The organism is Nocardia sp. NPDC003963 (assembly GCF_053605105.1).
Map to the genome: position 1 here is coordinate 101,472 of NZ_JBSGIP010000001.1, position 26,997 is coordinate 128,468.

At 68.4% G+C, this 26,997-nt stretch carries 24 protein-coding genes; 4 read left to right on the forward strand and 20 right to left on the reverse strand.

Annotated elements, in window-relative coordinates; translation table 11 throughout:
* Positions 1-123 precede the first annotated feature (123 nt).
* Positions 124-513 carry a hypothetical protein gene (locus tag ACWEWT_RS00460; protein WP_452554666.1) on the forward strand — a complete coding sequence of 130 codons (390 nt, stop codon included), beginning with the start codon at positions 124-126 and terminating at the stop codon, positions 511-513.
* Positions 514-1,443: a hypothetical protein gene (locus tag ACWEWT_RS00465; RefSeq protein WP_452554668.1), complete on the forward strand. Its 930-nt coding sequence runs from the start codon at positions 514-516 to the stop codon at positions 1,441-1,443. It begins immediately after the preceding gene.
* Between the two features lie 186 nt (positions 1,444-1,629).
* Here the strand turns inward: ACWEWT_RS00465 and ACWEWT_RS00470 are convergent, their stop codons facing one another.
* From ACWEWT_RS00470 to ACWEWT_RS00490, 5 genes are all read right to left on the reverse strand, one after another.
* On the reverse strand, positions 1,630-2,673 hold the full coding sequence (locus ACWEWT_RS00470; protein ID WP_452554670.1) for an alpha/beta hydrolase: 1,044 nt from the start codon (positions 2,671-2,673) through the stop codon (positions 1,630-1,632).
* Positions 2,674-2,923: 250 nt separating this feature from the next.
* Positions 2,924-3,682: an alpha/beta fold hydrolase gene (locus ACWEWT_RS00475; RefSeq protein WP_452554672.1), complete on the reverse strand. Its 759-nt coding sequence runs from the start codon at positions 3,680-3,682 to the stop codon at positions 2,924-2,926.
* A gap of 380 nt (positions 3,683-4,062) precedes the next feature.
* Positions 4,063-5,211, reverse strand: coding sequence for a nucleotide disphospho-sugar-binding domain-containing protein (locus ACWEWT_RS00480; protein ID WP_452554674.1), 1,149 nt, complete (start codon positions 5,209-5,211; stop codon positions 4,063-4,065).
* Positions 5,208-5,378 (reverse strand): hypothetical protein, encoded by a 171-nt coding sequence (locus ACWEWT_RS00485; RefSeq protein ID WP_452554676.1) that lies wholly within the window; start codon positions 5,376-5,378, stop codon positions 5,208-5,210. The genes ACWEWT_RS00480 and ACWEWT_RS00485 overlap by 4 nt, the downstream gene beginning before the upstream one ends.
* A 62-nt stretch (positions 5,379-5,440) precedes the next feature.
* Positions 5,441-6,055 (reverse strand): TetR/AcrR family transcriptional regulator, encoded by a 615-nt coding sequence (locus tag ACWEWT_RS00490; protein ID WP_452554678.1) that lies wholly within the window; start codon positions 6,053-6,055, stop codon positions 5,441-5,443.
* A gap of 253 nt (positions 6,056-6,308) precedes the next feature.
* On the opposite strand from ACWEWT_RS00490, the gene ACWEWT_RS00495 reads away from it, so the two are divergent.
* The gene (locus ACWEWT_RS00495) at positions 6,309-7,286 is read left to right on the forward strand and encodes a YdcF family protein (protein ID WP_452554679.1); all 978 of its coding nucleotides are present in this window, start codon (positions 6,309-6,311) and stop codon (positions 7,284-7,286) included.
* 93 nt (positions 7,287-7,379) lie between these two features.
* On the opposite strand, the gene ACWEWT_RS00500 is transcribed toward ACWEWT_RS00495, so the two are convergent.
* Positions 7,380-8,387 carry an SMP-30/gluconolactonase/LRE family protein gene (locus ACWEWT_RS00500; RefSeq protein ID WP_452554681.1) on the reverse strand — a complete coding sequence of 336 codons (1,008 nt, stop codon included), beginning with the start codon at positions 8,385-8,387 and terminating at the stop codon, positions 7,380-7,382.
* Between the two features lie 251 nt (positions 8,388-8,638).
* Here ACWEWT_RS00500 and ACWEWT_RS00505 point away from each other — a divergent pair, with 251 nt between their 5' ends.
* Positions 8,639-8,944 carry a hypothetical protein gene (locus tag ACWEWT_RS00505; RefSeq protein WP_452557613.1) on the forward strand — a complete coding sequence of 102 codons (306 nt, stop codon included), beginning with the start codon at positions 8,639-8,641 and terminating at the stop codon, positions 8,942-8,944.
* Between the two features lie 49 nt (positions 8,945-8,993).
* On the opposite strand, the gene ACWEWT_RS00510 is transcribed toward ACWEWT_RS00505, so the two are convergent.
* The 14 genes from ACWEWT_RS00510 to nuoE all read right to left on the reverse strand — a co-directional run bounded on the left by ACWEWT_RS00510 (position 8,994) and on the right by nuoE (position 26,979).
* Positions 8,994-10,181 carry a Dyp-type peroxidase gene (locus ACWEWT_RS00510; RefSeq protein ID WP_452554683.1) on the reverse strand — a complete coding sequence of 396 codons (1,188 nt, stop codon included), beginning with the start codon at positions 10,179-10,181 and terminating at the stop codon, positions 8,994-8,996.
* Positions 10,174-10,728, reverse strand: coding sequence for a copper chaperone PCu(A)C (locus ACWEWT_RS00515; RefSeq protein ID WP_452554685.1), 555 nt, complete (start codon positions 10,726-10,728; stop codon positions 10,174-10,176). Before ACWEWT_RS00515 ends, ACWEWT_RS00510 begins: the two co-directional genes overlap by 8 nt.
* A 214-nt stretch (positions 10,729-10,942) precedes the next feature.
* Positions 10,943-11,467, reverse strand: coding sequence for a hypothetical protein (locus ACWEWT_RS00520; protein ID WP_452554687.1), 525 nt, complete (start codon positions 11,465-11,467; stop codon positions 10,943-10,945).
* A 143-nt stretch (positions 11,468-11,610) separates the two neighbouring features.
* On the reverse strand, positions 11,611-13,263 hold the full coding sequence (locus ACWEWT_RS00525; protein ID WP_452554689.1) for an MDR family MFS transporter: 1,653 nt from the start codon (positions 13,261-13,263) through the stop codon (positions 11,611-11,613).
* Positions 13,256-13,813, reverse strand: a complete 558-nt coding sequence (locus ACWEWT_RS00530; protein WP_452554690.1) for a MarR family winged helix-turn-helix transcriptional regulator — start codon at positions 13,811-13,813, stop codon at positions 13,256-13,258. The genes ACWEWT_RS00525 and ACWEWT_RS00530 overlap by 8 nt, the downstream gene beginning before the upstream one ends.
* A gap of 528 nt (positions 13,814-14,341) precedes the next feature.
* The gene (gene nuoN, locus ACWEWT_RS00535) at positions 14,342-15,964 is read right to left on the reverse strand and encodes an NADH-quinone oxidoreductase subunit NuoN (protein ID WP_452554692.1); all 1,623 of its coding nucleotides are present in this window, start codon (positions 15,962-15,964) and stop codon (positions 14,342-14,344) included.
* Positions 15,954-17,576 carry an NADH-quinone oxidoreductase subunit M gene (locus ACWEWT_RS00540; protein WP_452554694.1) on the reverse strand — a complete coding sequence of 541 codons (1,623 nt, stop codon included), beginning with the start codon at positions 17,574-17,576 and terminating at the stop codon, positions 15,954-15,956. The genes nuoN and ACWEWT_RS00540 overlap by 11 nt, the downstream gene beginning before the upstream one ends.
* A complete protein-coding gene (nuoL, locus tag ACWEWT_RS00545; RefSeq protein WP_452554696.1) occupies positions 17,573-19,459 on the reverse strand; it encodes an NADH-quinone oxidoreductase subunit L in 1,887 nt (628 codons plus the stop codon). The genes ACWEWT_RS00540 and nuoL overlap by 4 nt, the downstream gene beginning before the upstream one ends.
* A 77-nt stretch (positions 19,460-19,536) precedes the next feature.
* The gene (gene nuoK, locus ACWEWT_RS00550) at positions 19,537-19,836 is read right to left on the reverse strand and encodes an NADH-quinone oxidoreductase subunit NuoK (RefSeq protein ID WP_030519458.1); all 300 of its coding nucleotides are present in this window, start codon (positions 19,834-19,836) and stop codon (positions 19,537-19,539) included.
* Positions 19,833-20,681, reverse strand: a complete 849-nt coding sequence (locus ACWEWT_RS00555; RefSeq protein WP_452554698.1) for an NADH-quinone oxidoreductase subunit J — start codon at positions 20,679-20,681, stop codon at positions 19,833-19,835. The genes nuoK and ACWEWT_RS00555 overlap by 4 nt, the downstream gene beginning before the upstream one ends.
* Positions 20,678-22,495, reverse strand: coding sequence for an NADH-quinone oxidoreductase subunit NuoH (gene nuoH / locus ACWEWT_RS00560; RefSeq protein ID WP_452554700.1), 1,818 nt, complete (start codon positions 22,493-22,495; stop codon positions 20,678-20,680). Before nuoH ends, ACWEWT_RS00555 begins: the two co-directional genes overlap by 4 nt.
* A complete protein-coding gene (locus tag ACWEWT_RS00565) occupies positions 22,488-24,938 on the reverse strand; it encodes an NADH-quinone oxidoreductase subunit G (RefSeq protein WP_452554702.1) in 2,451 nt (816 codons plus the stop codon). The genes nuoH and ACWEWT_RS00565 overlap by 8 nt, the downstream gene beginning before the upstream one ends.
* On the reverse strand, positions 24,935-26,263 hold the full coding sequence (gene nuoF, locus ACWEWT_RS00570) for an NADH-quinone oxidoreductase subunit NuoF (RefSeq protein ID WP_452554704.1): 1,329 nt from the start codon (positions 26,261-26,263) through the stop codon (positions 24,935-24,937). The genes ACWEWT_RS00565 and nuoF overlap by 4 nt, the downstream gene beginning before the upstream one ends.
* On the reverse strand, positions 26,260-26,979 hold the full coding sequence (gene nuoE, locus ACWEWT_RS00575) for an NADH-quinone oxidoreductase subunit NuoE (RefSeq protein WP_452554706.1): 720 nt from the start codon (positions 26,977-26,979) through the stop codon (positions 26,260-26,262). Before nuoE ends, nuoF begins: the two co-directional genes overlap by 4 nt.
* Between the last annotated feature and the right edge of the window lie 18 nt (positions 26,980-26,997).

Here is a 26,997-nt window from a genome sequence, read left to right on the forward strand (position 1 = left end):
GCGCCGCGACCGTTTCGCTCACCGGCTATCGAGGATAGGATCCTGCGAGCGCACCGCCAAGTCCCGGGCCGGGCACTTCGGACAGCGGTGCCACCACATTCGCCGATGTTCCGGGGGTCCGATTTGCCTGCGCTGCCACCCGACCCTGCCCGTGCCGCAGCGGCGTCGGCGTATCTCTGCGAACACCTCGCCGAGATACGCGACACACTCGACGATGCCGGCACGGATACCTCCACACCGCTGCAGCGCCTGCTGGTGGCGCTGCAGGCGGGCAGGTCCGAGGATATCGGGCCGGCGCTGAACGCGGTCCACACCGCGCTGCGGGTAGCCGGTGACGCGCCGGGGATCTTCGGACACACCCGGGGCCCGGCAGCTGTCGGCGTACAGAGTTTCGAGATCGTCTACCGCTGCCCCCTTCGGGTCTGTAACGGCCGCGGCGACACCGGCGCCGCGCTCGATCCGCCACGGTGTGCCGTCAGCGGAGAGCCGTTGCGCCGCGAACGGCTGGCCTGAATGAGCGGCCTGTGGAGCGAGATAACCAAAAAGCTCGCCGAGCAATGGTTTTCGCTGTTGGCGCTACCCGGCGCCCTCTATCTGGCCGTGCTCGCCGCCGCTCGTATTCTCGGCCACACCCATGTCTTCGATATCCGCTATCTCGGCGACCGGATCACCGCCTACGCCCGAGATCCGGCCGTCACCACTGTGGGTGGGCAGATCCTGCTGTTGATCGCGGTACTCGCCGGCGCCGCGGTCGTCGGCCTGATCGCCCAATTCCTCGGCGCCGTCGTCGAATACCTCTGCCTGGCCACGAGATGGCAGAGCTGGCCGCTACCGCTACGCCGACCGGCCCGCTGGTGTGTTCTCGCCCGCCGCCGCCGCTGGGACGCCGCCGACGCCGTCCACCGGGCCGAATACCGGAGAGCTCTGGCGCCCGACCCGGCCGACCGCCCCGACCCGGCCCGCCGGCAACGCGCCGCCCGCATCCGGAACCGGATCGCCGTCGAACGCCCCGACCGTCCCACGTGGAGCGGCGACCGCATCCATGCCGCCGCCCTGCGCCTGGACCACGACCACCATCTCGACCTGGCCACTGTGTGGCCCGCCCTGTGGCTCACCCTTCCCGACACCACCCGCGACGAACTCACCGCGGCGCGCCTCGCCCTGTCACGAGCGACGGTCCTCGCCGCCTGGGCGGTGCTCTACCTGCCGGTCGGCATCCTGTGGTGGCCCGCCGCACCGCTCGCCGTCGTCCTCGCCGTCACGGCACATCACCGGATCCGCACCACCACCGATACCTACGCCACCCTCCTCGAAACCGCCACCCGCCTACACGCCACGGCCCTCGCCGCCCAGCTCGGCATCGACCACACCGGCCCGCTCACGGCCCAGCTCGGCCACACCCTCACCCACCGGCTCCGCAGCCGCCCCGCACCGGATACCTGATACCCGGCCCCGCCCGGTGCTGCGGCGCCCGGACCAGCGGCCGAGGTGGGCGGCCGAGGTTCGGGCAGGGCCATTGGCCTCGACCGCCGGGTGACCGCCGGAGCGGCGGGGCGAACCGGGTAGGTGTGTGGTGTGCTGTCCTGTGCATCGTTCGGCCGCAACATCTTTCGCCACCGCTCAGTTTTCCTATCGCAACGCCGCCAGCAGCATCGGCAGCGAACGGTGCAGTTCCCGGGCCCAGTACGGCGGGCTGTGTGTACCGGGCGTGAAATGGGTGATCGGCTCGGCGCCGAGCTCGCGCAGCCGATCGGCGACCGCGCGGCTGCTCTCGTGCATCACCGCCTCCGTCAGGTCGACAGTTCCCGGCGCGAATTCGCCGGCCAGCCGGTCGATCTCGGGAAACAGTGACTCCTGGACGGTATCGGGCGGATCGAGTTCCCCGAGGGTGCCGTCACCACTGGACAGGTACACCGGTAGCTCCGTCAGTTCGCCGGCCAGATGGTAGGGGTCGCCTGCCTCCCACACCGCACGGTCGCCGACCTGATCGCCCCACAGCGCGACGTCGTCGGCGCCGACGAATCGCGCCGCCGCCCGTACGACCTCGGCGCGCCGCAGTGGGGACAACCATCCGCTGTAACTCGCCGCTGCCCGGAACATCCCCGGCCGTAGTGCCGCGTAGCTCAGTGCCCCGTATCCACCCTGCGAAACTCCGGCGATCACTCGTTCGGATCCCGCGCCGTAGTCGCGTTCGAGCAGTGGAATCAGCTCGTCGAGGTGAAAACTGCGGACCGCGGGCGCGCCGTCGTATCCGCGGTTGTGCCAGTCGCTGTAGAACCCGAACATCGGCATCCCCGGGACCACGACGAGTACATCGCGCAATTGCGGTAGCACCGCTACATCGCTGTCGGTGGTCCAACTCAGATGGTCGCCGTCGCCACCGGGCAGCAGATACAAGACCGGCCAGGTGCGTCCGGACTGTCGCCCCTCCCAACCGTCCGGGGTGATCAGCCGGACCGAGGCGGCGCCGCCGAGTGCCGGTGAACGAACGGTGAAGTCGACGATGCGAGAGCCGGCCCCCTGTTCCTCGACCACCGCGATATCGCCGGGACCGGTTGTGCGGGAGGAGGTCTCACTTCCGGATCCGGAGGCGCACCCGGCTACCGTTATCGCTGTCGACAACAGCACCGCCACCATCATCGTGAACCGGCCGCCGCGCTTCGGATAGAACATGAACCGACGCTATGGGGTACCGGCCGTCCGCTGCATCCGGGTGGATCCGGATTCGCACCCGGAGATCCTGGTGGGTCGGCTGGTTGTCCTCCCGCCCCGGCTCGAATATCCACTACGGGTGTGCCCCGACCCGATGTACACGGTCGGAGCGGTGGCGACCGCCCGCACGGGTGACGCCGAACGCCGGGCAACGCTGTCCGGCCGGGTCCGTGCTCGCTCTGATGTCGGCTGCACTCCGCCGCCGGCGCTGCTACGAGCCGAATTCGGGGGTGCCGCCCCCGTGGCGGATCGGCATGAGACGCACCGGGTCCGCGGTCAGGAACTCGGCGACGAGGGCTGCGCACTGCCGCGGCCGCTCCCAGAGCAGCAGATGGGTTCCGGGCAGAATCGCCAGCGCGGCGTTCGGTACGGCCCGGTACATCTCGACCGTGTGCGACAGGGGCACGATATCGTCGTCCGCGCCGAGGATCAGGGTCGGGCAGCCGACCCCGGTGGCGTCCAGGCTCGTACGCTCCACGGAGGCGAATTTCCGTACCACGGTCCGGAAATGGTCGCGACCGTCCGGGGAGAGTTCGGCGTACCGGTCGACCACCTCGGCGGGGAATTCGGCGTCGGGTTCCGGCAATACGGTCCATCCGTCTTCGTCGCACGCGGCGTTCACCAGGACGAGCCGTCGCACCAGATCCGGCCGCCGCAGTGCCACGGCGAGCGCGACGAATCCGCCGGAACTGTAACCGGCGAGATGCGCGGGCGCACCGGCAACGTGTTCGAGGAACGCGATGACATCGTCGGCCAGGACCGTGATATCGACGGTGCCGTCGACGTCCGGGGTGCGTCCGTGCGCACGCCGGTCGAATACGAAAACCCGGAACTGTCCGGCGAGGGTCCGGAGATTTTCGTCGAAGTCGCCGGAATCGGAGAAGCCGCCGTGCAGAAGCAGCAGGGGTTCACCCGCACCCGCGACGTCGTACCAGGTGCGGGCGTTGTTGACGATGACGTAGCCGGACACTCGAGTCCCTTCCTGTCGAAGCGTTCCCGATATCCGACGGGCCCGGCGAGACGAACTCATCGGTATTCGCGCCGGCAGGGCGGCGGCCGTCGCGCGCTCTCCGTCGATGCCGGTGGGATCGGGCCTGCGGTTCCGTGGTCGCGGGCCGGATCGATGACGAGCACCGCCGCTGTCGGCGGTGCGTCCGGCCCGTGATGAAGTATCTACCGCCACGGGCATATGAACACCGCTGAACACCGTGTCGATCGAGGACCTCACCTCCGCGATCCGGCGGATCCCGATACGCTCGTGCGGTCCGGTGGTCCGAGACTCGGCGATATCGCAGACGCCGGCTGTCGATCGATATCCGCGGCAGCCGGCGGCGCATCACCGTCCGTCCCCTATGGTTTCGTGAGCTCCTCGATCACCGTGGCCGGGTGCGGGCGGGCGGCGATCTCGGCCGCGACCTCCCGGGCCCGGCGACGGTACGAATCGTCCTCCTGCACCTTCGCCACCGCGGCGGCGATCTCGGCTGCCGACTCGACCGTGATCGACGCTCCCGCGGTGGCGGCACGCGCCGCGTTGATGGGCTGGTCGGCGCCCTGGGGCCAGAGGACCATCGGCAGACCGTGTGCCAGGGCGCCGAGAACGGTACCGACACCGCCCGCGCCGACCACCAGATCGGCCTGCTCCAGCAACTGGTCCAGCGGTACGAAGGGCACATACCGCACCGTCGCCCGATCGGCGCGGTCGCTGTGCGCCGGTACGGACCCGTTCGACTCGGGATGCCGCAGGGACGAGCCGAGGGTGGCGATCACCTCGGCGCCGGTATCCGCGACCGCCGCCACGACCGCGCTGAGCACGTCCGGGTCGGAGAAGATCGTGCCCAGGGTGACCAGCACTGTGGGCGCCCCGCGACCGCCGCGGCCGGACAGGTCGAGCGGGGCGTCCTGCGGGCGGCGGTGCGCCTGTGACCGGACCGGAAGCACCCGGGTCTCGGGGGACCAGTCCGGGTCCTGTAGTTGCGGTGGGCACGGGTCGATATAGGTCGACGCCGACACGCGCCGCAGATTCGCCCGCTCGTACCGGACGGCGGCCGCGTGATCGATTTCCGCCGTGATCACCGCGGGTAGCGCGGGACCGATCCCGGCTCGGTGCAGGCCGATGCCGAGCCGGGCGGCGACGATCGGGCCGATCGCGTCGAACGGTTCCGCGATCACCAGCTCCGCCCCCCACGCGGCGGCCCGGTCGAGGCTTTCCGCGAGGCCGAGGTCGACGCGGGCACCCCCGAAGATCTCACCGATCATCGCGGGCGTCGGCCGATACATATCGGTACCGGTGCGGCGGGCCGCTTCCGCGGAGAACACATCGGGCATCGCCCCCGCCTCGAGATAGTCGACTGCCGAGGGCAGTTCCGCGCCGACGGTGGTGCGGAATCCGGCACTGGACAGCAGACCGACGGTATGACCGGCCGCCACCGCCGCCTGCATGAGCGGTACCAGGGGCAGGATATGGCCGAAAGCGGGGGTGGCACTGAACAGGAGTTTCACGAGTCCTCCGAGTCGCGGGTCGATTCGATTGCGCTGCTGTCGATTTCGGTGTCACGGTCCACCGTGGGCAGCTCGGCTGGGATGACGGTGGGCACCGATTCGAGCAGGATCGACAGCACCTGGCGGACCGTATCGCCCGCGGCCAGGACGGTCGCATCCGGGCGCACCAGCGCGGCATGCGCACCGCCGGGCGCGAGCCAGCGGCCGAGCGGATCGGCGGCCGCCGGACTCAGCCGACCGGCCCGCCCGCGAGGCTGCGCAGCGTATCGGTGAAAACGGCCGTCACAGCCGCCGCGTCGACCCGCTCCGGGTCCGTACCGTGTTCGAGGCCGAGGCCGAGAAGGAGCGCTTGGAGGGTGAGCGCCAGCTGATCGGCGGGCACGGTGAGTTCGATACCCAGTTCGTCGCATCCGGTGGTGAGTGCCGTCGCCAGCGTCTCGCGCAGCGCGCGGCGGACCTCTGCGTACATCGCGGCGACTTCGGGATCGCGGCCGGCCTGCTGCGCGATCTCGACCAGCAGCCGGCTCCAGCTGCGCTCTTCCAGGATCTCGCGGGCGAAAGCAGCCGCGATATCCTCCAGCGCCCGCTCCGGGCGGTTCTCCGCGCGTATCTCCACCGCCCGCGCGGCGAACCGGCCGCGGACGTACTGTTCGATCAACTCGGCGAGCAGGGCGGGTTTACCGGCGAAGTTGGAATACACCGCGCCCTTGGTGAACCCGGCGGTGTAGGCGATATCGTCCAGCCGGGCGGCCTCGTAGCCCCGGCTGCCGAATACCTCCGCCGCCGCTTCGAGCAGCCGCCGGCGCACTTCTTCGCGGCGCACGCGCGGGGTCGGGCCCGTCACGGTGTTCTCCACCGGTTCACCAGAGTCATCCCCCTACGATACCGATGGGTATCGAGTACCTGTCCGCGCGTGTGCCTGCCCATCCGAAATGCGCGAGAACCGGGACGGGTGCTCGGGATGAAGCGGATACGGAAGGTGTTCAGAGCCGGGAACACCACGAGATGCCGGGAACGAGGAGCGGTACTAGCCTCGGCAAGCCGACAGGACCCCCGATCCTGCGTATTGCTTCGGTGCACGAGTTTCGAGAGGACGGATGAGCGGCCCAGATCTGCCGGGCGCGAACACCCCGGTGGAGATCGCCCGAGATGCGGCCGGGCGGGTAGTACGTGCGTTGACCACCGGTATCTCGGACGCGGTCGGCAAAGAGCGGAGACTGATCAGCGGTACTCGGGCGTCGGCCGGCATGTTCGTCCGTGCGGAACACGACGGTGCGATACCGGTCGGTGCGTCCGGGCGAGCTCTGATCAGAGACAACCAGGTCTTCGGAGGTCGCCGGGAAGATGCCTACACCCAATGGTTCCGTGAACTCCGCGATCGCGGAGTGGACACCGACCGGGCGATGGCGGATCTGGGCAAACTGTGGGATTACCTACGCCACGATCCCAAATGGGAGATCGACCCGACACGGAGCTACGGGGGAATCATCTTCTTCGGCAGCAAAGATATCGGCGGCGCCGCGGTGATCGCGAATATGGTCCGCGACCGCGGATTCGGTGATGTGCCGGTGGTGTTCTCCGGAAGTAACGGGGAAGCCGCCAAATTCCGGCTGGCCGCGGAGAAGATGAATCTCGACCAGCGGCAGATCATCGAGGAGACAAAGGCGGCCAACACCGGGCAGAACGCCGCGTTCTCGGTCCAGATGCTCGCCGAGCTCGGCCGCGATATCTCCTCGCTGGTCGGAGTCGGCACTCCGTTCCACACCCGACGGATAGAGGCGACCCTCATGAAACAAGGTGTTGCCGAAGTGAACGGCAGACGTGTGTCCGTCCAGCACGTGGCCATGTCGCCCGCCGATGTCTCGCTGGAGAACTATATGAAGTACGGCAACCGGCCGGATGCGGATACGGCACCACATCCGAAATCGATCGTCGCGGTCACCATGGGCGAGATCAAACGCCTCGACGAGTATCCCGCCGACGGCCATATCCTCCGTCAGGACATCCCGGCAGACGTTCGCGGCGCCTACAACAGGCTCAGCGAAACCTTCCGCCCCGCCGAACGCCGCTACTGACCGCCGATCCGCGGCCTGTCCGGGTCGCGCGGATCGCCGGCAGCCTCCGGTCCAGTGCAGGTGGTGCGACCGGTTCCGCCCGGGATCCGGCGGTCAGGCATTCACCCGGGTCACCGCGACAGCCGATTCCTGCAGACTGCCCAGCACCAGTGTTCCCCCTTGCTCCGCCACGGCGGTGACCATCGAGTAGTCCCCGGCCGGCCGCTGCAGATCGTGCACGATCGTTCCGTCGGCGTCCACGCCGAGAACCCAAACCGTGTGTTCGGGAGCGGGCTGGATCCGCTCGGGTACTCGCCACAACAGGGAGCGCAACCGGCCCGGTCGGGCCAGCAGCGCATCGAGCATCCGGTTGCGTGGGGATACCATGCCCACCCAGATCAGCCCATCGGTTCCCGGGCCGAGGTTGTCGGGAAACCCGGGCAGGTTGTCCGCCAGTACTTCCCGCGTTCCGGCGCGTGGTCCCCGCAGCCGGTAACGGTTCAGGCGATAGGCGGCGGTCTCGGCGATGATCAGCGAACGGCCGTCGGGAGCCATGGTCACGCCGTTCGCGAACTGCAGGTCGGTCAGCAGAGTGGTCACCCTGCCGTCGGCCGTCAGGGCGAACAGGCTGCCCGTCCCGGAATGTTCGAACAGGTCGCCGCGCCACTGTTCCAGGCTCCAGCGGCGGGAGGATTCGGTGAAATATATTGTCCCGTCGCGTGGATCGCGCACCACATTGCTGGCGAAGTTCAGCGCCCGCCCGTCCACGGTGTCGACCAGGACCTCGACCGTCGGAGAGGTCCCGTCCCAGCGCAACAGCCCACGGTGGGCGTCGCAGATCAGCAGGGAGCCGTCCGGATCGGCGTGCAGTCCCAGCGGTCGCCCGCCGGTGGTGACCACGGTGCGGGTATGCCCACTGTCCAGATCGACCCGCACGATATCCCCCTCGGCGGTGCCCGTGTACACCGTGCCTGGGCCCGCGAATACCACGTCTTCGGGGCCGTAACCGGCCAACTCGATCCGGCGCACCGGCGGCAACGGGGGATTGCTGCTCTTCTGCCGGGCCCGGGGTGGGGCGGTCGGCGCGGCCCAGCGGACCGGTTCCATGCGTTGCGCGTTCACGGTATTCACTATCGCCGCTCGGGCCCGTATCCACTCGATGAGGACAGCGACAGTGCCGCCACCGCAACCGCTTCGAGGCCGTGGCGGCGGCGGCGAGCTACGTTCCGTAGACCGCCGGCGACGACACCGGCAGCTCGAGCGAGTCGGTCCAGCGCCCGACTGCGCCACGTACACCGCGAATGGCAGGATCTTGCACTGTGAACGTGTCAGAATTCGTCTACAACGTCGTGGTCGTCACTCATCTGCTCGGTATGGCGGCGGTGGTCGGCGGATATGCCGCCGGGCGGCCCACCGTCAACGCGGTCATGGTCTGGGGTGCCCGCGCGCAGATCATCACCGGTGTGGTCCTGGTGGGCCTGGCCGAATCGCTCACTTCCCTGGACAAAGACCTGAACATGGTGAAGATCGGCGTGAAACTGGTCATCTCGGTGTTGGTCGCCGCCTTCGCGGAGATGAGCCGGGCCGATGCCAAACGCGGGAAGGATCCCGCGTGGATGCCGGATGCCGCGGGTGGGCTGGCCATCGTTAACGTGCTGATCGCCGTACTCTGGACCTGAGCCGGGCCGATGCCGGTGCCCGGCACCGGCATCGGCATCGGCCACGCGGTCAGGATCCGAACAGAGTCTCACCGATATACCCGCCGGGCCCCTGGACTCCCGGCGGGATCGCGAAAACCGCGGAGCCCACCGGCGTCGTCCAGACATTCAGCGCGTCGAACTCGGCCAGCCGCCGCTGAACCGGAAGGAACTGGGTCCGCACATCGCGCTGGTAGGCGGTGAAGAGCAGGCCGGAGTTCGAGATCGTGCCCGGGGACGGGGAGTCGTCGTAGTTGTAGCCCCGCCGGTGGAATCGTTCATCGTCGTGCCGGTGATGGGCCCGAGCGATATGCGACGACGGCGGGATCACCGGGATCCCGGCGGTGTCCACCGCGGCGAAATCCGGTTCGTCGAACTCCCGGGTGCCGGTCAGTGGCGCACCGGTGGCCAGGGTGCGGCCCACGGTGAGTTCCCGGGCCGCCGGATCGATTTCGTCCCAGGTGTCCAGGGTCATCGCGATCCGGCGCAGCACCATGGACGTACCACCGGCCAGCCAGGGTTGCGCCGATCCGTCATCCCAGACCAGCCTGTCGAAATCGGTGGTGGCGATATCGACGGTGCCGTCGAGTTGGCCCATCAGGTTCCTGGGTGTGGTTCCCGGGTGCGCGTCCCGGAATCCGGTCTGAACCCAGCGCACCGACATCAGGGAGCGCACGCTCCGGCACAGCACCCGCACCGCGTGCGAGACCGTCGTGGATTCCTCGGCGCACACTTGTAACAGCAGATCGCCGCCGCAGAAGCCGGGATCGAGCCGGTCGATCGCGAACGGTGGCAACGGTGCCAGCCAGGCCGGCCGCGCGTCGTCGAGTTCGCAGCGTGCGAAAACTCCGGCGCCCAGACCGAGGGTGATCGTGAGCCGGGCGGGCCGGCGGGCCAGATCCGGTTCGGTATCGGCGAGCGCGGGGAGCCCCTGGGTCAGGCGGGCGGCGTCGCCGGTCCAGATCCGGAGGGCGCCGACGATATCGGCCCGGGTCGTACCGGGGCGCAGGTCCAGGGCCACGAACGTCGCGCGGGCCTGCGGCGATGTCGCGATTCCGGGCTGGTGGCGGCCGTGGAACGGTTCGGTCACCGGTTCACCGGAATCGTTGCCACCCAGCACCGCGAATGCGGACGCGCCGACTCCTATCCCCACCGCACCGGCGGCGCCACCACCCAGGAAGCGCCGCCGGTCGAAGCGGGACCGGCTGTGCTCAGGCACCGGGTGCGGGCTGTTGCGCCCCGCCGTCGGGCCGGTAGTCCTCCTGGTTACCGGCGAAATCGCGTACCTGCGCAGTGAAAGTGGTGGTGGAGCCGTCCGCGAAGGTCAAGGTGACGGGAGCATCGGTCCCCGTCCGCAGGGCACCACGCAGATCGATGAACATGATGTGCTCCCCGCCCGGAGTCAGACTCAATTCGCCGCCGGCGGGAATGACGAAGCCACCCGCCTTGGGCCGCATGAAGCTCGCGCCACCGCCGTCGGTGGCGACTTCGTGCAATTCGACGGTGGCGGAGACCGGGCTGCTCGCCGAAACGACCGTGACCTCGCGGTCGCCGGTGTTGCGCAGTTCGCCGAATGCGGCCGACATCCCGCCCGCGGCGGCCTTCGCCCACTGGTCGGTGATCGTCACCGAATCGGCCGCGGTGGCGGGTGAACCGTCCTGGCCGGAACAGGCTACGGCGAGTAACGGGGCGGCGGCCGCGAGGGCGATCACGCGCCTGATTCCGGTGCCGGCGCCGGTACGGGACGCCGAAGTATGAAGTGACACAGATATGCTCCGATCCGAAAGGATGTGGTGTGCCGTCGCGGCCGAGATCCGGTGCCGGGGGGGCGAATTTCCGCTGTTCGCGATTCCCACGGCGATCCCGTGGGTGGACCGCAGCAGTGCGGGCTGCCGGTGCTCGGTGCCGGCGACGGGCGATCAGATCCGGAACGCGCAGCACCGGCGATATGCGGGCCGGCGCGCGTTGCGGCGAGAGGAACTAGATGTGCCGGAGCGGTGGACCGCGGGTGCCGGGGCCCGAAGCCAGGAGCAGGAGGCGGTGTGGCCCGCGTTCTGCTTCCGGGGCGACCACCGGCCGGGGAGTGGGGAGCTCGTGGCAGATCGGTTGTCGCAGCGCGATCGTCAGCCGCGATACCGCGTATCGGATCGCACGTTCGGCGATACGGATCAGCAGTGCGCCCACCGGGATCGCGACGAGATGTGCCGACAGCATCGGGGCGGTCGACGATCCGCCGTGTTCGTGACCCGGGGCAGCGGCGAGTGCGGTGTGCCCGAACGCCTGGCCGAGGGCCAGCGATGCCATCAGGGCTATCGGCCCGCCCGGGCGAGCGACGGTCGCCAGGGCACCGGCGATCGCACAACCCGCGAGCAGCAGCGCGATCGCGGCAGAGCCGGCGGCGAATGTCCCGCCACCGAATGCGTGGGCGGCGATACTCACCGCCCCCACCGCCGAGCCGACGAACACGCCGCGTATGCGTGTGGAAGTCGGTCCAGGGATGGCCACACGTTGATACTACGTCTGGTCGTAGTCATTCGGCCAGATGGTCCGCCGCCGGAAATCCTTAGTGGCAGTGCCGATACCGGGCGCCCGGCGGATACGGAAGACCCCGAGTACCTTCGGAGGTACTCGGGGTCTGCGCCGTGCGATCAGTTCTGCAGTACGGGTTCCCGGCGATCGGGGGTGTATTCACCGGAGTCCGCTGCTTCGGGCTGTCCGGCCCGGTCGCCGTGTTCGGTGCGCATCGGGTCGAGCTCAGGCTCGATATCGATGGTCCGACGCAGCGGCCGGTTGGGCAGCAGCGTGGTCGCCAGGAGCGCGACCACCGCGGCGGCCGCGGCGATCAGGAAGATCCGGCCGGTCGCGTCGCCGTAGGACGCGCGCACGATCGTGGCGATCGGTGCGGGCAGGCTGTCCAGATCCAGGTTGCTACCGCCGCTCCCGGATGCCTGGATCCCGAGCCGGGCGAAACCCTGGGCGGACAGTTCGCCCACCCGGGTCGCCAGGACCGAGCCCAGGACCGAGACCCCGATGGCGCCACCGAAGGTGCGGAAGAAGGCGACATTGCTGGATGCCGCGCCGATATCGTGCACGCTCACGGTGTTCTGGACGGCCAGCACCAGGTTCTGCATCATCATGCCCACGCCCAGGCCGACCACCGCGATATACGCCCCGACCAGCCACAGGTTCGTCGCGTGGTCGATCGTGCTGAGCAGGCCGAAGCCGGCCACCAGCAGACCCGCGCCGCCGACGACGAACGGCTTCCAGGTGCCGAATCGGGTGATCAGCTGCCCGGAACCCACCGAGGCGACGAGCATTCCGGCGACCATCGGGATCGTCAGGATCCCGGCGACGGTCGGCGAGTAACCGCGTGCGGTCTGGAAGTACTGGCCGAGGAATGTGGTCGCGCCGAACATCCCGATACCGACCGCGACGGAGGCGATGATCGCGAGTCCGGTGGTGCGTTCGGTGACGATTCGCAGCGGCACGATCGGCGACTTCGCGCGCGATTCCACCCAGACGGTCACCGCGAGCAGTGCGAGACCCGCCAGCACGTAGAGCAGCGATTCGCGGGAGAACCATGCGTAGTACCCCGCCTTACCGGCGAAGGAGACCCAGATCAGCAGGATGGACACACCCGCGGTCATCGTCAGGGCGCCGAACCAGTCGATGGATACATCGTCCTTGCGGTCGGTGGGCAGGCGCAGGGTGCGCTGCAACAGGAACAGCGCGATCAGCGCGAGCGGGACACAGACGAAGAAGCACCAGCGCCAGCCGAGCGGACTGTCGACGATCACACCGCCGAGAATGGGTCCGCCCGACATGGAGACCGCCATCACCGCGCCCATATAGCCGGAGTACCGGCCGCGCTCACGCGGCGCGACGATACTGCCGATGATGGCGACGACGAGTGCGGTCAGCCCACCCATACCGATGCCCTGGACGACGCGGGCAGACAGCAGCAGGGTCACATTGTGTGCGAAACCCGCCATGACCGAACCCGCCACGAAGATGACGATGGAGGTCTGGACCAGCAGCTTCTTGTTGAACAGATCGGCGAGTTTGCCCCAGATCGGGGTGGAGGCCGCATTGGCCAGCAGCGCGGTCGTGATCACCCAGGCGTAGGCGGTCTGCGATGCCTGCAGATCGCCGATGATCGTGGGCAGCGCGGTGGCCACGATCGTGGTGCTGAGCAGCGCGGTGAACAGCGCGGCCAGCAATCCGGTGAGCGATTCGAGGACCTCGCGGTGACTCATCGCGTAGGGGTCTCGCCGTGTCACCGCCTCGACTGAACTAGACATCTGTTTCCTGACTCTCTTTCGGTTGCTGCTCGGGTCCTTCTGTGGCGCTGCGCTGCGTGTCCGCGGACGATGAGCTGTGCGGATGCTTGTGGTTCTCGGTCGCGGCACTGCGACCGTCCCGGGCGATGAGACGACACCGGAGGGCGTTCAGGATCTGGTGGGCGTGCCGGGCGTCGGACACGTTCCAGTCGGCCAGTACCTCCTGCAGGCCCCGGATCCGCGATTCCCGGATCCGGCCGAGCAGTTCGTGACCGGCGGGGGATACCTCGACGCGGATGGCGCGGCCGTCGCTGGGGTCGGTATTGCGCAGGACATAGCCGTCGGCGACCAGTTCGGTGATGTGGCGACTCATGGCCGAGGCGCTGATACCTATTTGAGTGGCGAGATCGACCTGCCGGCACGGACCGGCCGATTCCAGATTGACCAGGACACTGATTCCGCCCGGCAGCAGGCTGCCCTCTTCGGGTTGAGCGAGGGATCGGCGGAGCGCTCGACTGATGAGAAACAGTTCGTCGAGAATGCCCTGTGCTGTGTCGGGGGGAACTCCCATACGTGCTCCAGACCTCGTTCAGTTGCTTGCAGTAATCAACTATAAATTTGTTGCTTTCGCTAATCAACAAAAGTGAAGTGTGGGTATTCCCACAGCTGAGCTGGGAAGACACTCCAGGTCTGCCGGATCTGTTCTCCGGGCGGTCCGGAGCGTGACCGCACGGGCCCGAACGGCTTCGCCGAACGCGCGGCTCTCCGCCGCAATCCGCGGCCGGGACCCGTCCATCAGCGTGCCGGGGCTGCTCGATTCCGTTGCGCCGCTTCGTCCACCATCGCCGATGGCAACTCGCTCGGAGCCGGAGCGGTCCGGCGCAGGCCGGGACCGCACGTCCGGTTTACCTGCTCATGCCTGGGCGGAGCCGGCGCCCGCCCGGCTGTGCATCGATGCCGGTTCGTCCAGGATCGGTCCGTGGTCGCCGGATCCTCGGTCACCGAGACCCGGACCACAGACCGGTATGCGACCGGCACGGTACCCGTCGTAGTCGTTTCGGCATGCCCGCTCGGCGAACCGGGCGAGCGCGCCGCCGGGTCAGCGCACGAATTCGCCGGCGCGATCGGCCAGCTCCAGGAGCGGTTGCGGGGCGATGCCGAGGGCCAGGGTCGCCAGTGCCGCCACCCCGGCGATCGCGGTCGCGGCGGGTGGGCGGACCACCTCGGGCGGATCGGCCGGCGGGTCGGTGAAGAACATCAGCACGATCACCCGGATGTAGAAGAACGCGGCGACCGCGCTGGCCAGCACACCGACGATCACCAGCAGTCCGGCATCGCTACCGGCAGCCGCCTGGAAGACCGCGAATTTGGCGACGAAACCGGCGGTGATGGGGATACCGGCGAACGACAGCAGCAGCAGTGCGAACATGGTGGCGAGCCACGGGGACCGGCGGCCCAGCCCGGCCCAGCGCGACAGAGCGGTCGCCTCGGTACCGTCCGTTTCGCGGACCGTGCTCACGATCGCGAAGGCGCCGAGTGTGCCGAGCCCGTAGACGAACAGGTAGAACAGGGTCGCGGCGATTCCGCGATCGTCGGCGGCGACCAGAGCGGTGAGCAGGAATCCGGTATGGGCGATGGACGAATACGCGAGCATTCGCTTCATATCGGTCTGCGTGATCGCGAGAATCGCCCCGACCACCATGGTGGCGACGGCGACGGCCGCGAGTACCGGACGCCAGTCGTCGGCGATTCCCGGTACTCCCACCGCCAGTACCCGCAGCAGCGCGCCGATGGCGGCGATCTTGGTCGCGGCCGCCATGAACGCGGTGATCGGCGTGGGGGCGCCCTGGTACACATCGGGTACCCAGGCCTGGAACGGTACCGCGCCGACCTTGAACAGCAGCCCCACGGCCAGCATGGCCACGCCCAGCAGTGCCAGGGTGGGTGCGCCGGTGTCGGCGGCGAGCGCGTCGGCGATACCGGCGAGGCGGACGGTGCCGGTCTGGCCGTACAGCAACGCGACCCCGTACAGGAAGAAGGCCGAGGAGAACGCGCCGAGCAGGAAGTACTTCAGGGCCGCTTCCTGGGAGAGCAGCCGGCGCCGGCGGGCGAGGCCGCACAGCAGGTACAGCGGCAGCGAGAGAACTTCCAGCGCGACGAACATGGTGAGCAGATCGTTGGCGGCGGGGAAGAGCAGCAGTCCGCCCAGCGCCAGCAGCAGTAGCGGGAACACCTCGGTGGGCGTGATACCCGCGGTGGCCGCGGAGCGCTCGGCGCCGCTGCCCGGGACGGCGGAGGCCTGCGGTGTGAAGGCGTCCATACCGTAGTCGGCGGTCGCGGCGGCGCGGCTCCAGGTCCCCGGCCCCGACCGTGGGCGGGGGAGTGGACCGCGCTCGGCGACGAACAGTACCGAGAGGATCCCGACGATCAGCAGTGTGCCCTGCAGGAAAAGGGTGACCCCGTCCACGGCGACCGCGCCGACCGCCGCGGTGGTGGCCGTTCCCGTGAGCAGCAGTACGGCCACCAGAGCGGCCACCAGAGCGCCCAGCGTGAGGATCAGCTGTGCTCGATACCGCCACCGGCGCGGGAAGAACGCGTCCACCAGGACCCCGGCCACTGCTGCCCCGAACACGATGAGAATCGGTGCCAGCACGTGGTATTCGATACTCGGCGCGGGTACCGACGCTGCCAGTACCACGCCGGTGGGCAAGTCAGCGCTCATGATGCACACCTCCGGAATTCGCCGCCTCCGGCCGAGCCGGGACCGGCGGTGATGGATCGACACTGCCGACGGTGGTGAGGGTCTGGGTCACCGCGGGATCGATGAAGTCGAGCACCGGCTTCGGATACACCCCGAAGAAGATCAGGGCGCCGAGAAGCGGCACCACGACCACGAGTTCGCGGGGCACCAGATCACGGATACGTTCGCTGCCCTCGGCGACCGGCCCTGTCATCATCCGCTGGTACAGCCAGAGCACATAGATGGCGGCGAGTACCAGCGCACCGGCGGCGATCACCGCGGCCACCTGATACCTGCTGAAAGTGCCGATCAGCACAAGGAATTCGCTGACGAACGGCGCCAGCCCGGGCAGTGACAGGGTGGCCAGGCCCGCGATGAAGAAGGACCCGGCCAGGACCGGCGCCACCTTCTGGACTCCACCGTAGTCGGCGATGAGCCGGCTGCCGCGCCGGGAGACCAGGAATCCGGCCACCAGGAACAGTGCCGCCGTGGACAGGCCGTGGTTGACCATGTACAGCGTCGCGCCCGTCTGGCCCTGACTGGTCATGGCGAAGATACCGAGCACGATGAACCCGAAATGCGAGATCGAGGTATAGGCGATGAGCCGCATCACGTCGGTCTGGCCGATGGCGAGCAGTGCGCCGTAGATGATGCCGATCACGGCCAGGGTGATCACCAGCGGTGCGTAGGTGTCGACCGCCGACGGGAACAGCAGCAGGCAGTAGCGCAACATGCCGAAGGTGCCGACCTTGTCCACCACCGCCATCATCAGCACCGCACTCGCCGGGGTCGCCGATACCGCGGCGTCCGGTAGCCAGGTGTGCAGCGGCCACAGCGGCGCCTTCACCGCGAACGCGAACATGAACCCGAGGAACAGGGCGTTGAGCACCGCGGGTCCGGCGCCGAGCTGTCCGGAATTGGCTGCCGCCACCACGGTGCGCAGGTCGAAGGTGCCGGCGCCGTCGACACCGAGGTCCTGCTGGACGGTGAGTACGTAGAGTCCGATCACCGCGGCGAGCATGATCAATCCGCCGAAGAGGTTGTACAGCAGGAACTTCACCGCGGCGCGGGAACGCTGCTGCCGGACCTGCGCATCGTCGGTGCGGGGACCGAAACCGCCGATGAGGAAGTACATCGGGATGAGCATGGCCTCGAAGAACACATAGAACAGCAGGATGTCCAGCGACAGGAAGGACACCAGCACCATGGCCTCGACCAGCAGGGTCAGCGCGATATAGGTGTGCGCCACCCGCTTTCCGGTCCCCACCTCACGATCGTCGTGCCAGCCGGCGACGATGAGCAGCGGCACCAGACCGGCGGTGAGCAGCACCAGGACCAGGGCGATCCCGTCCACCCCGAGGGTGTAACCGGCCCCGAACGCCGGGATCCAGGTATGGGATTCGACGAACTGGAACTGTTCGCCGCCGGGCTGGAACGCCGCGGCCACGCCGAGCGCCACTCCGAAGGTCGCGACGGCGACCATCAGACCGACCCAGCGGGCCAGTAGCCGCTGCGCGGCCGGCAATAGGAGTACGACCGCCGCGCCCACCACGGGCAACAGCCAGAGCACGGACAACCAGGGCACGGCGCTCACCAGATCCTCACGGCCAGCAGGGCTGCGGCCACCAGGGCCGCGCCGGTGAACATGGACAGGGCATAGGAACGGACGAAACCGGTCTGGATCCGGCGGGCGCGTGCGGACACACCGCCGATGACCGCGGCGGTGCCGTTGACGAGACCGTCGATCCCGCGGTTGTCGAGGAAGACCAGAGCCCGGGTCAGATGGCGTCCGGGCCGCATGAAGGCGGCCTCGTTGACGGCGTCACCGTAGAGATCGCGCCGGGCGGCCACCGTCAGCGCGGTCACCTCCTGCGGTGCGCTGTCGGGTACCGCGCTGCGCCCGTACTGCCGGTAGGCGACCGCGACACCCACCGCGACCACCGCCAGCGCCAGCCCGGTGATCACCGGGACCGGCAGGATCGGTTCGCCGTGATGTTCGCCGACGACCGGCGCCAGCCAGTTCTGCAGTGACGAACCCCAGACGAAAACCGCTCCGGCGCCGACCGAACCGAGTGCCAGCAGGATCATCGGGCCGGTCATCACGGCCGGGGATTCGTGCGGGTGGGTATCGGGTTTCCAGCGCCGTTCGCCGAAGAAGGTCAGCAGCATCACCCGGGTCATATAGAACGCGGTGAGACCGGCGCCCAGCAGCGTGACGGTGCCCAGGATCGGACCGGCGGCACCCTCGGCGGCGAACGCGGCTTCGATGATGCGGTCCTTGGAGAAGAACCCGGCGAACGGTGGGACCCCGATGATCGCGAGATAGCCGAGTCCGAAGGTCACATAGGTGATCGGTAACAGGGTGCGCAATCCACCGTAGCGCCGCATATCGGTTTCGTCGTCCATGGCGTGCATGACCGAACCCGCGCCGAGGAACAGTCCCGCCTTGAAGAAGCCGTGGGTCAGCAGATGCATGATGGCCACGGCATAACCGGCGGGCCCGAGGCCGACGGCCAGGACCATATAGCCGATCTGGCTCATGGTGGAGGCCGCGAGCGCCTTCTTGATGTCGTCCTTGGCGCAGCCGATGATCGCACCGAAGAGCAGGGTGACCGCGCCGACCACCACCACCGCGACCCGAGCCGTGGGCGTGAGATCGTAGATCGGGCCGGAGCGGGCGATCAGGTACACACCGGCGGTGACCATGGTGGCCGCGTGGATGAGTGCCGAAACCGGGGTGGGACCTTCCATGGCGTCACCGAGCCACGATTGCAGCGGGACCTGAGCGGATTTACCGCACGCCGCCAGCAGCAGGAACAGGCCCACCGCCGTGAGGGTGGCATCGCTCGCACCCGGTGCCGCGGCGAAAACCGCGGTGAAATCGAGGGATCCGAAGGTGGTGAACATGATCATCATGGCGATCGCCAGGCCCATATCGCCGACCCGGTTGACCACGAACGCCTTCTTCGCCGCCGTGGCCGCCGTGGGTTTGTGGTACCAGAAACCGATCAGCAGATACGAGGCCAGCCCGACCCCTTCCCAGCCCAGATACAACACCAGGTAGTTGTTCGCCAGCACCAGCAGCAGCATGGCGGCCAGGAACAGGTTCAGGTAGGCGAAGAACCGGCGGCGGCCGGGATCGTCGCGCATATAGCCGACGGAGTAGATGTGGATGAGCGATCCGACGCCGGTGATGAGCAGCGCGAAGCAGATCGACAACTGATCCAGGGCCAGCCCGAAATCGACCTGGAGCCCGGCCACCGGAACCCAGCTGAACAGATCCAGGCTCACCGCGCGATCGACGCCCGAACGGCCGAGCATCCCGAAGAACGCGATCACCGCCACGACGAACGAGGCCAGCGCGGTGACGGTGGCGAGCAGATGACCCCATGCGTCGGAGCGACGCCCGGTGAGCAGCAGTACGGCGGCGCCGGCCAGGGGCAGGGCGGGCAGCAGCCACAGCGTTGCGGTATCCACGTCAGTGTCCTTTCGACATGCCCGGAAGCGCTGCGTGGTCACGCTGCGCTACCGCCTTCGCGTTCGACCCGAGCACGTCAGAACTTCAGCAGGTTGGCGTCGTCGACCGAGGTCGAGCGGCGGGCGCGGAAGATGGTGACGATGATGGCCAGACCGACCACGACCTCGGCCGCCGCGACCACCATGGTGAAGAAGGCGAAAACCTGGCCGTCCAGATTCGCGTGCATCCTGGCGAAGGTCACAAACGCGAGATTCACCGCGTTGAGCATGAGCTCGATGCACATGAAGACGATGATCGCGTTACGTCGTAGCAGGACTCCCGCGGCGCCGATCGTGAACAGTAGCGCGGACAGGAAGAGATAGTTCTCGGGATTCACCGGATACCTTCCTCGTCGGCGGGATTCGCGGTGCCGGTACCGGGTCCGGGGTCTGCCGGGGAACCGACCGAGAGCACGGCCGCATCGGTGAGCGCCTGGGTACGGCGGTGGCGCAGAATGGTCGAGACCGAGAGTTCCTCGAAGGATCCGTCCGGGAGCCGGGCCGGTATGTCCACGGCGTTGTGCCGGGCGTAGACCCCCGGGGTGGGCAGCGGGGTCGGCCGGTGCCCGGCGTCCCGGAAGCGCCGGCGCGACAGTTCCCGCTGGCCGAGCTTCGGGCCGAACTGCTCGCGATGCGCCAGCAGCATGGCGCCGATGGTGGCGGCGATCAGCAGCGCGCCGGTGAGCTCGAACGCCCACACGTACCGGACGAAGATCAGCTCGGCCAGCGATCCGATCACATCACGACCCGGGAAACCGGTGGCCGGGAACTCGATTCCGGAATTGCGGATACCGTGCGCGATACCCGAGCACAGCAACACTCCGAAGCCGATACCGACCACCGCCGCGGCGATCCGCTGCCCGCGCAGCGTCTCCCGCAGGGATTCCGCCGAATCGACGCCGACCAGCATGAGTACGAACAGGAACAGCATCATGACCGCGCCGGTGTACACCACGATCTGCACCACCCCGAGGAACAGCGCGTCCTGGGCGATGTAGAACACCGCGAGCGTGATCATCGTGGCGGCCAGGCAGATCGCCGAATGAACGGCCTTGGCCGCGAACACCATACCGAGCGCGCCGATCACCGCCAGCGGAGCGAGTATCCAGAACTGCACCGTTTCGCCGGTGCCGGCGTCCGTCAGCGGCGGGGCGGCGAGGACGGACGATTCGAGGCCGATCATCGGGAACCTCCCTGCGCGGTCTCGGCGGTGGGTCGGGCCGGTGCGGCATCCACCCGCCCGAGGTAGTAGTCGGCCTCGGTGGTGCCCGGCTGCATGGCGTGGGGCGGGGCCTCCATCTCCGGGGCGAGCGGTGCGAGCAGCCGGTCCTTCTCGTAGATGAGATCGGCGCGATTGTCGTCGGTGAGCTCGTACTCGTTGGTCATCGTCAGCGCCCGGGTCGGGCAGGCTTCGATGCACAGCCCGCAGCCGATACAGCGCAGATAGTTGATCTGGTACACGCGCCCGTACCGTTCGCCGGGGGAGAAGCGCTCCTCGTCGGTGTTGTCGGCTCCTTCGACGAAGATCGCGTCGGCGGGGCAGGCCCAGGCACACAGTTCACAGCCGATGCACTTCTCCAGCCCGTCGGGGTGCCGATTGAGCTGATGGCGGCCGTGGTACCGGGGTGCGGTGGGCACCTTCTCCTCGGGATAGAACTCGGTATTGGGTTTCTTGAACATGGTGAGCGCGGTCACCGCGAAACCCGCCAGTGGTTCGAGCAGGCCGGGGGAGGAGGTGATGGTCGAGGTCTGTTCCGGTAGTGGCGGGGTCGGGAATCCCAGGAAGACCTGGGTGCCCCCGGATGCGCCGGGTGGGGCGTTCCCGGTCGGTAGATCGTCCTCGGGGCCGAACTCCGGCGCGACGGCCGGGGCGTTACCGGCCCGCAGGAACAGTCCGACCAGCAGTCCGGTGAGCAACAGACCACCGATCACGAGAATCGGCGTCCGTACCGGGTAGCCCTCCAGATCGAGAACCCGGGCGGTGGCCACCACCATCACCCACGCGAGGGAGGTCGGGATCAGCAGCTTCCAGCCCAGGTTCATGAACTGGTCGTAACGCAGTCGGGGCAGGGTCCCGCGCAACCAGATGAACACGAACAGGAACATCCACACCTTGGCGGTGAACCACAGGAGCGGCCACCATCCCGAATTCGCGCCCTCCCAGAGGTTGATCGGGAACGGGGCGCGCCAGCCGCCCAGGAACATCGTGGTCGCCAGCGCGGAGACGGTCGCCATGTTCACGTATTCGGCGAGCATGAACATGGCGAATTTCAGCGAGGAATACTCGGTGTGGAACCCGCCGACGAGTTCGCCCTCGGCTTCGGGCAGATCGAACGGCGCCCGGTTGGTCTCACCGACCATCGAGATGCAGTAGATGAGGAACGAGGGCAGCAGCAGGAAGACGTACCAGGTGGGCTGCTGGGCGGCGATGATGCCGGAGGTCGCCATGGTGCCGCCGAGCAGGAACACCGCCGCGAAACAGAGGGCCATGGAGATCTCGTAGGAGATCACCTGTGCGGTGGAGCGCAGACCGCCCAGCAGTGGATAGGTCGAACCCGACGCCCAACCGGCCAGAACGATTCCGTACACACCGATGGAGGTGACGGCCAGGATGTACAGAACGCCCACATGCAGATCGGTGAGTTGCAGCGCGGTCCGCTGGCCGAAGACGGAGACCTCCGGCCCGAACGGGATCACGGCGAAGGCCAGCACGGCCGAGACCACCGAGATGATCGGTGCGAGCACGAAGATCGGCTTATCGACGATCGCGGGGACGATATCTTCCTTGAACGCCATCTTCACGCCGTCGGCGGCGCTCTGCAGCAGGCCCTTGGGCCCGACCCGGTCGGGCCCGACCCGCATCTGCATCCAGGCCACGACCTTACGTTCGATCAACACCCCGAACAGCACGGTCAGCAGCAGGAATACGAATATGGCGACGGCTTTGGCGGCGACCAGCCACAGCGGGTCGTGACCGAAGAGGGACAGATCAGTCATGGTCGGATGCCTCCGTCCGCTGGTCGGCGTGCCGTAGGTGTACGACATCGCCCGGTCGGGCGCCGAGATCGGTGTGGATCGAGCAGCCGGGTGAGTTCATCGGCACCCACACCACGCGGTCCGGCATCTCGGTGACGGCCAGTGGGAGCGTCACCGCGCCGTGCGCGGTGGCGACGACGACCGGATCACCGTCGGCGGCACCGGCCTCCGCGGCGGTGGCCGCCGACAATCTGACCACGGGCGGTCGCGCGATACCGGCCAGATTCGGTTCACCGTCCTGCATCCGGCCCAGGTCCAGCAGCAGGCGCCAGCTCGCCAGCACCGCGGTGCCCGGTTCGGTGCGGGCGGGCGGACCCGCCGGATACGCGGGCGACGTGACGGTGGCGCCGGTCCAGCCGCCGAGCCGGTCGAGTTCGGCGCGTGCGGCCGCGGTATCGGGTAGCCCGAGCGATACGCCGAGTTCCGCCGCGAGACTGTGCAGTACCCGTAGATCGGACATCGGCGCGGCGGTCCGGCGCACCGTGCTGTCGGTGAGAGCTGCCGCGAACGGTCGTGGGCGGCCCTCCCAGGTGCGGAAGGTGCCGGATTTCTCCATCGCCGTGGCCACCGGGAACACGACATCCGCGTGGTCGGTGACCTCGCTGTGCCGCTGTTCCAGGGAGATGACGAAATCGGCGGCCCGCAGTGTGGCCCGGGCGGCGGCGGGGTCGGGGAGATCGGCGAGTTCGATACCGCCGATCACCAGGGTGCTCACGGTGGCGGTGCCGTCGAGGGTCGAACCGATATCGCGACCGGGTGTATCGGGAAGATCGGTGACACCCCAGATATCGCCGACCTGCCGGCGCGCCTCGGGGTCGGTCACCGGGCGGCCGCCCGGTAGCAGTGCCGGCAGGGCGCCGGCCTCCACCGCGCCGCGTTCCCCGGCCCGCCGGGGGACCCAGGCGAGTGCGGCGCCGGTATCGGCCGCCAGGCGGATCGCCGCCGACAGCGCGCCGGGCGCGGCCGCCAGCCGTTCGCCGACCAGGATCACCGCGCCGGGTTCGCGCAGCAGCCGGGCCGGGCCGGCGCCGGAGGAGGCCAGTTCGGCGAGGGTCCGGGCCTCGGCGCCGGGGACCGTCGCGAGGAGACTGCCCGACATCCGTTGCAGGCCGCGTGATGCGTAGGCGGCGAGCGAGAAGATCGGTACGCTTCGGGTCCGTGCTGCCTTGCGCAGCCGCAGATAGACGATCGGCGATTCCTCTTCCGGTTCGAATCCCGCCAGCAACACGACCGGTGCCGCGGCCAGACTGTCATAGGTGACGGAGCCGGTGTGCCCGGCTACCCAGGCCCCCAGGAATTCCGCCTCCTCGGCCGAATGAGCCCGGGCCCGGAAATCGATATCGTTGGTGCCCAATACCGTTCGCGCGAATTTGGCGTACGCGTACGCCTCCTCCTCGGTGACCCGGCCGCCGGTGAGCACCGCCGCGTTACCGACTCCGGCACGCAGCCCGCGGGCGGCGGCCGCGAGCGCCTCCGACCACGAACACGGTGCCAGTGTCCCGTCCGCGCCGCGCAGCAGCGGGCCGGTGATCCGGTCCCGTTCGCCGGCATAGGCGAACGCCCAGCGGCCCTTGTCGCAGTTCCATTCCTCGTTGACCTCCGGATCGTCGCCGGCGAGGCGGCGCAGCACCTTGCCGCGGCGGTGGTCGGTGCGCTGGGCGCATCCCGACGCGCAGTGCTCACAGACGTTCGGGCTGGACACCAGATCGAACGGGCGGGCCCGGAACCGGTAGCTGGTGCCGGTGAGCGCGCCGACCGGGCAGATCTGCACGGTGTTGCCGGAGAAGTACGAATCCAGGGGTTCGTGCTCGGCGGTACCGACCTGCTGCAGCGCCCCGCGGTCGAGCAGTTCGATGAACGGGTCGCCGGCGATCTCCTGGGAGAAGCGGGTGCAGCGGGCGCACAGTACGCACCGCTCGCGATCCAGCAGGACCGCGGTCGACAGCGGAATCGGTTTCGGGTATTTGCGTTTCACCCCGTCGAAACGGGTCTCCGCGCGCCCGGTGGACATGGCCTGGTTCTGTAGCGGGCACTCCCCGCCCTTATCGCAGACCGGACAGTCCAGCGGATGATTGATCAGCAGCAGCTCCATCACGCCCTGCTGCGCCTTCTCGGCGACGGCGGAATCGAGCTGGGTGTGCGCGACCATACCCTCGGTGACCGTTATGGTGCAGGAGGCCACGGGTTTGCGTTGTCCCTCGACCTCCACCAGGCACTGCCGGCAGGCGCCGACCGGAGCGAGCAGTGGATGATCACAGAACCGCGGGATCTGGATACCGATCAATTCGGCGGCGCGGATGAGCAGTGTTCCGGCGGGAACGCTGACCGTGGTGCCGTCGATCGTCACGGTGACCAGGTCGGCCGGTTGCAGATCGGCGGAATCGGAACGGACGGTGGCGGTCATCGGATCCCCTCTCCGGGCGCGGATCCGGCCCAGGCGGTCGCGCGGGCCGGATCGAACGGGCAGCCGCCCAGCGTCATATGCGTGAGGTATTCGTCGCGGAAGTACTTCAGCGAGGACACGATGGGGCTGGCCGCGCCGTCGCCCAGCGCGCAGAAGGACTTGCCGTTGATGTTGTCGGCGATATCCAGGAGTTTGTCGAGATCGGCGGGCGTGCCCAGACCCGATTCGAGGCGGGTGAGCAGCTGCACCAGCCAGTAGGTGCCCTCCCGGCAGGGTGTGCACTTACCGCAGGATTCGTGGGCGTAGAACTCGGTCCAGCGCAGGACGGCACGCACCACACAGGTCGTATCGTCGAAGATCTGCAGGGCCTTGGTACCCAGCATCGACCCCTGTGCCATCACGTTCTCGTAGTCCAGTGGGACATCGAGATGTTCGGCGGTGAACAGCGGGGTGGAGGACCCGCCGGGGGTCCAGAACTTCAGCGTCCGGCCCGCGCGCACGCCGCCCGCGTAACCGAGCAGTTCGCGCAGGGTGACACCGAGCGGTGCCTCGTACTGGCCCGGCCGAGCGATATGCCCGGAGAGCGAATACAGCGTGAAGCCGGGGGATTTCTCGCTGCCCATGGAACGGAACCAGGCCGGGCCGTTGCGGATGATGGGCGGCACACTCGCGATGGATTCGACATTGTTCACCACGGTGGGGCTGGCGTAGAGGCCCGCGACCGCGGGAAACGGCGGACGTAACCGTGGCTGTCCGCGCCGGCCCTCGAGCGAATCCAGCAGTGCGGTCTCCTCACCGCAGATATAGGCGCCGGCGCCGGCGTGCACGGTGAGCTCGAGATCGTAGCCCGAGCCGAGGATGTTCCGGCCCAGCAGTCCGGCCGCGTAGGCATCCGCGACCGCGGCCTGCAGCCGGCGCAGCACCGGGACCACTTCACCACGCAGATAGATGAAGGCGTGCTCGGCGCGGATGGCGTAGGCGGCGATGATCACCCCCTCGATCAGCGAATGCGGGGCCGCCAGCATGAGCGGAATGTCCTTGCAGGTACCGGGTTCGGACTCGTCGGCGTTGACCACCAGATAGTGCGGTTTCATCGAGCCGTCGGGTTCGGGGTCCTGCGGGATGAAACCCCATTTCATCCCGGTCGGGAAACCCGCGCCGCCGCGGCCGCGCAACCCGGCGTCCTTGACGGTGGTGATCACCTGGTCGGGGGTCATGGCGAGCGCGAGTGACAGTGCCTCGTAGCCCTGGTGGGCCCGGTAGGTGTCCAGGGTCCAGGAATTCGGGAGGTTCCAGTATTTGCTGAGGACCGGAGTCAGGGTCATCGGGTACCGCCCTCGAGGTCATCCGGTATCTCGGGGGCGCGCATACCCTGTTCCCGCGCGGTGTCGAGGCCGGTGAGAGTCGGAGCGCCCGGGTCGCCGTCGAGGACCCCGGGCCGGGTGTCCGGGAAACCGGCCAGTACCCGCGCGGTTTCCCGGAAGGTGCACAGGGGTGCTCCCCGGGTCGGGGTGACCGTTCGTCCGTCGCGGAGCGCGTCCACGAGTGCGCGGGCCGATTCCGGGGTCTGGTTGTCGAAGAACTCCCAGTTCACCATGATCACCGGCGCGTAGTCGCAGGCCGCGTTGCATTCGATGTGTTCGAGCGTGACGGCGCCGTCCGCGGTGGTCTCACCGTGCGTGATCCCCAGATGCGCACGCAGTGCGGCCAGGATGGCATCGCCCCCGAGGACCGCGCAGAGGGTGTTGGTGCACACTCCGACGTGGTAATCCCCGGTGGGGGTGCGCCGGTACATGGAGTAGAAGGTGGCGACCGCGGTCACCTCGGCGCCGGTGAGTCCGAGCAGGTCCGCGCAGAACTCGATCCCGGTGCTGCTGACGAAACCCTCCTCCGACTGGACGAGGTGCAGCAGTGGGAGCAGCGCCGAACGCGGCTGCGGGTACCGCGTGATGATCTCCTTCGCATCCGGTTCCAGCCGGGCGCGCACATCAGCGGAGTAGGGCTGCGGACGGCTGGTCAACCGCAACAGGATCTCACTCATGAATCCTCCTCGGATTCG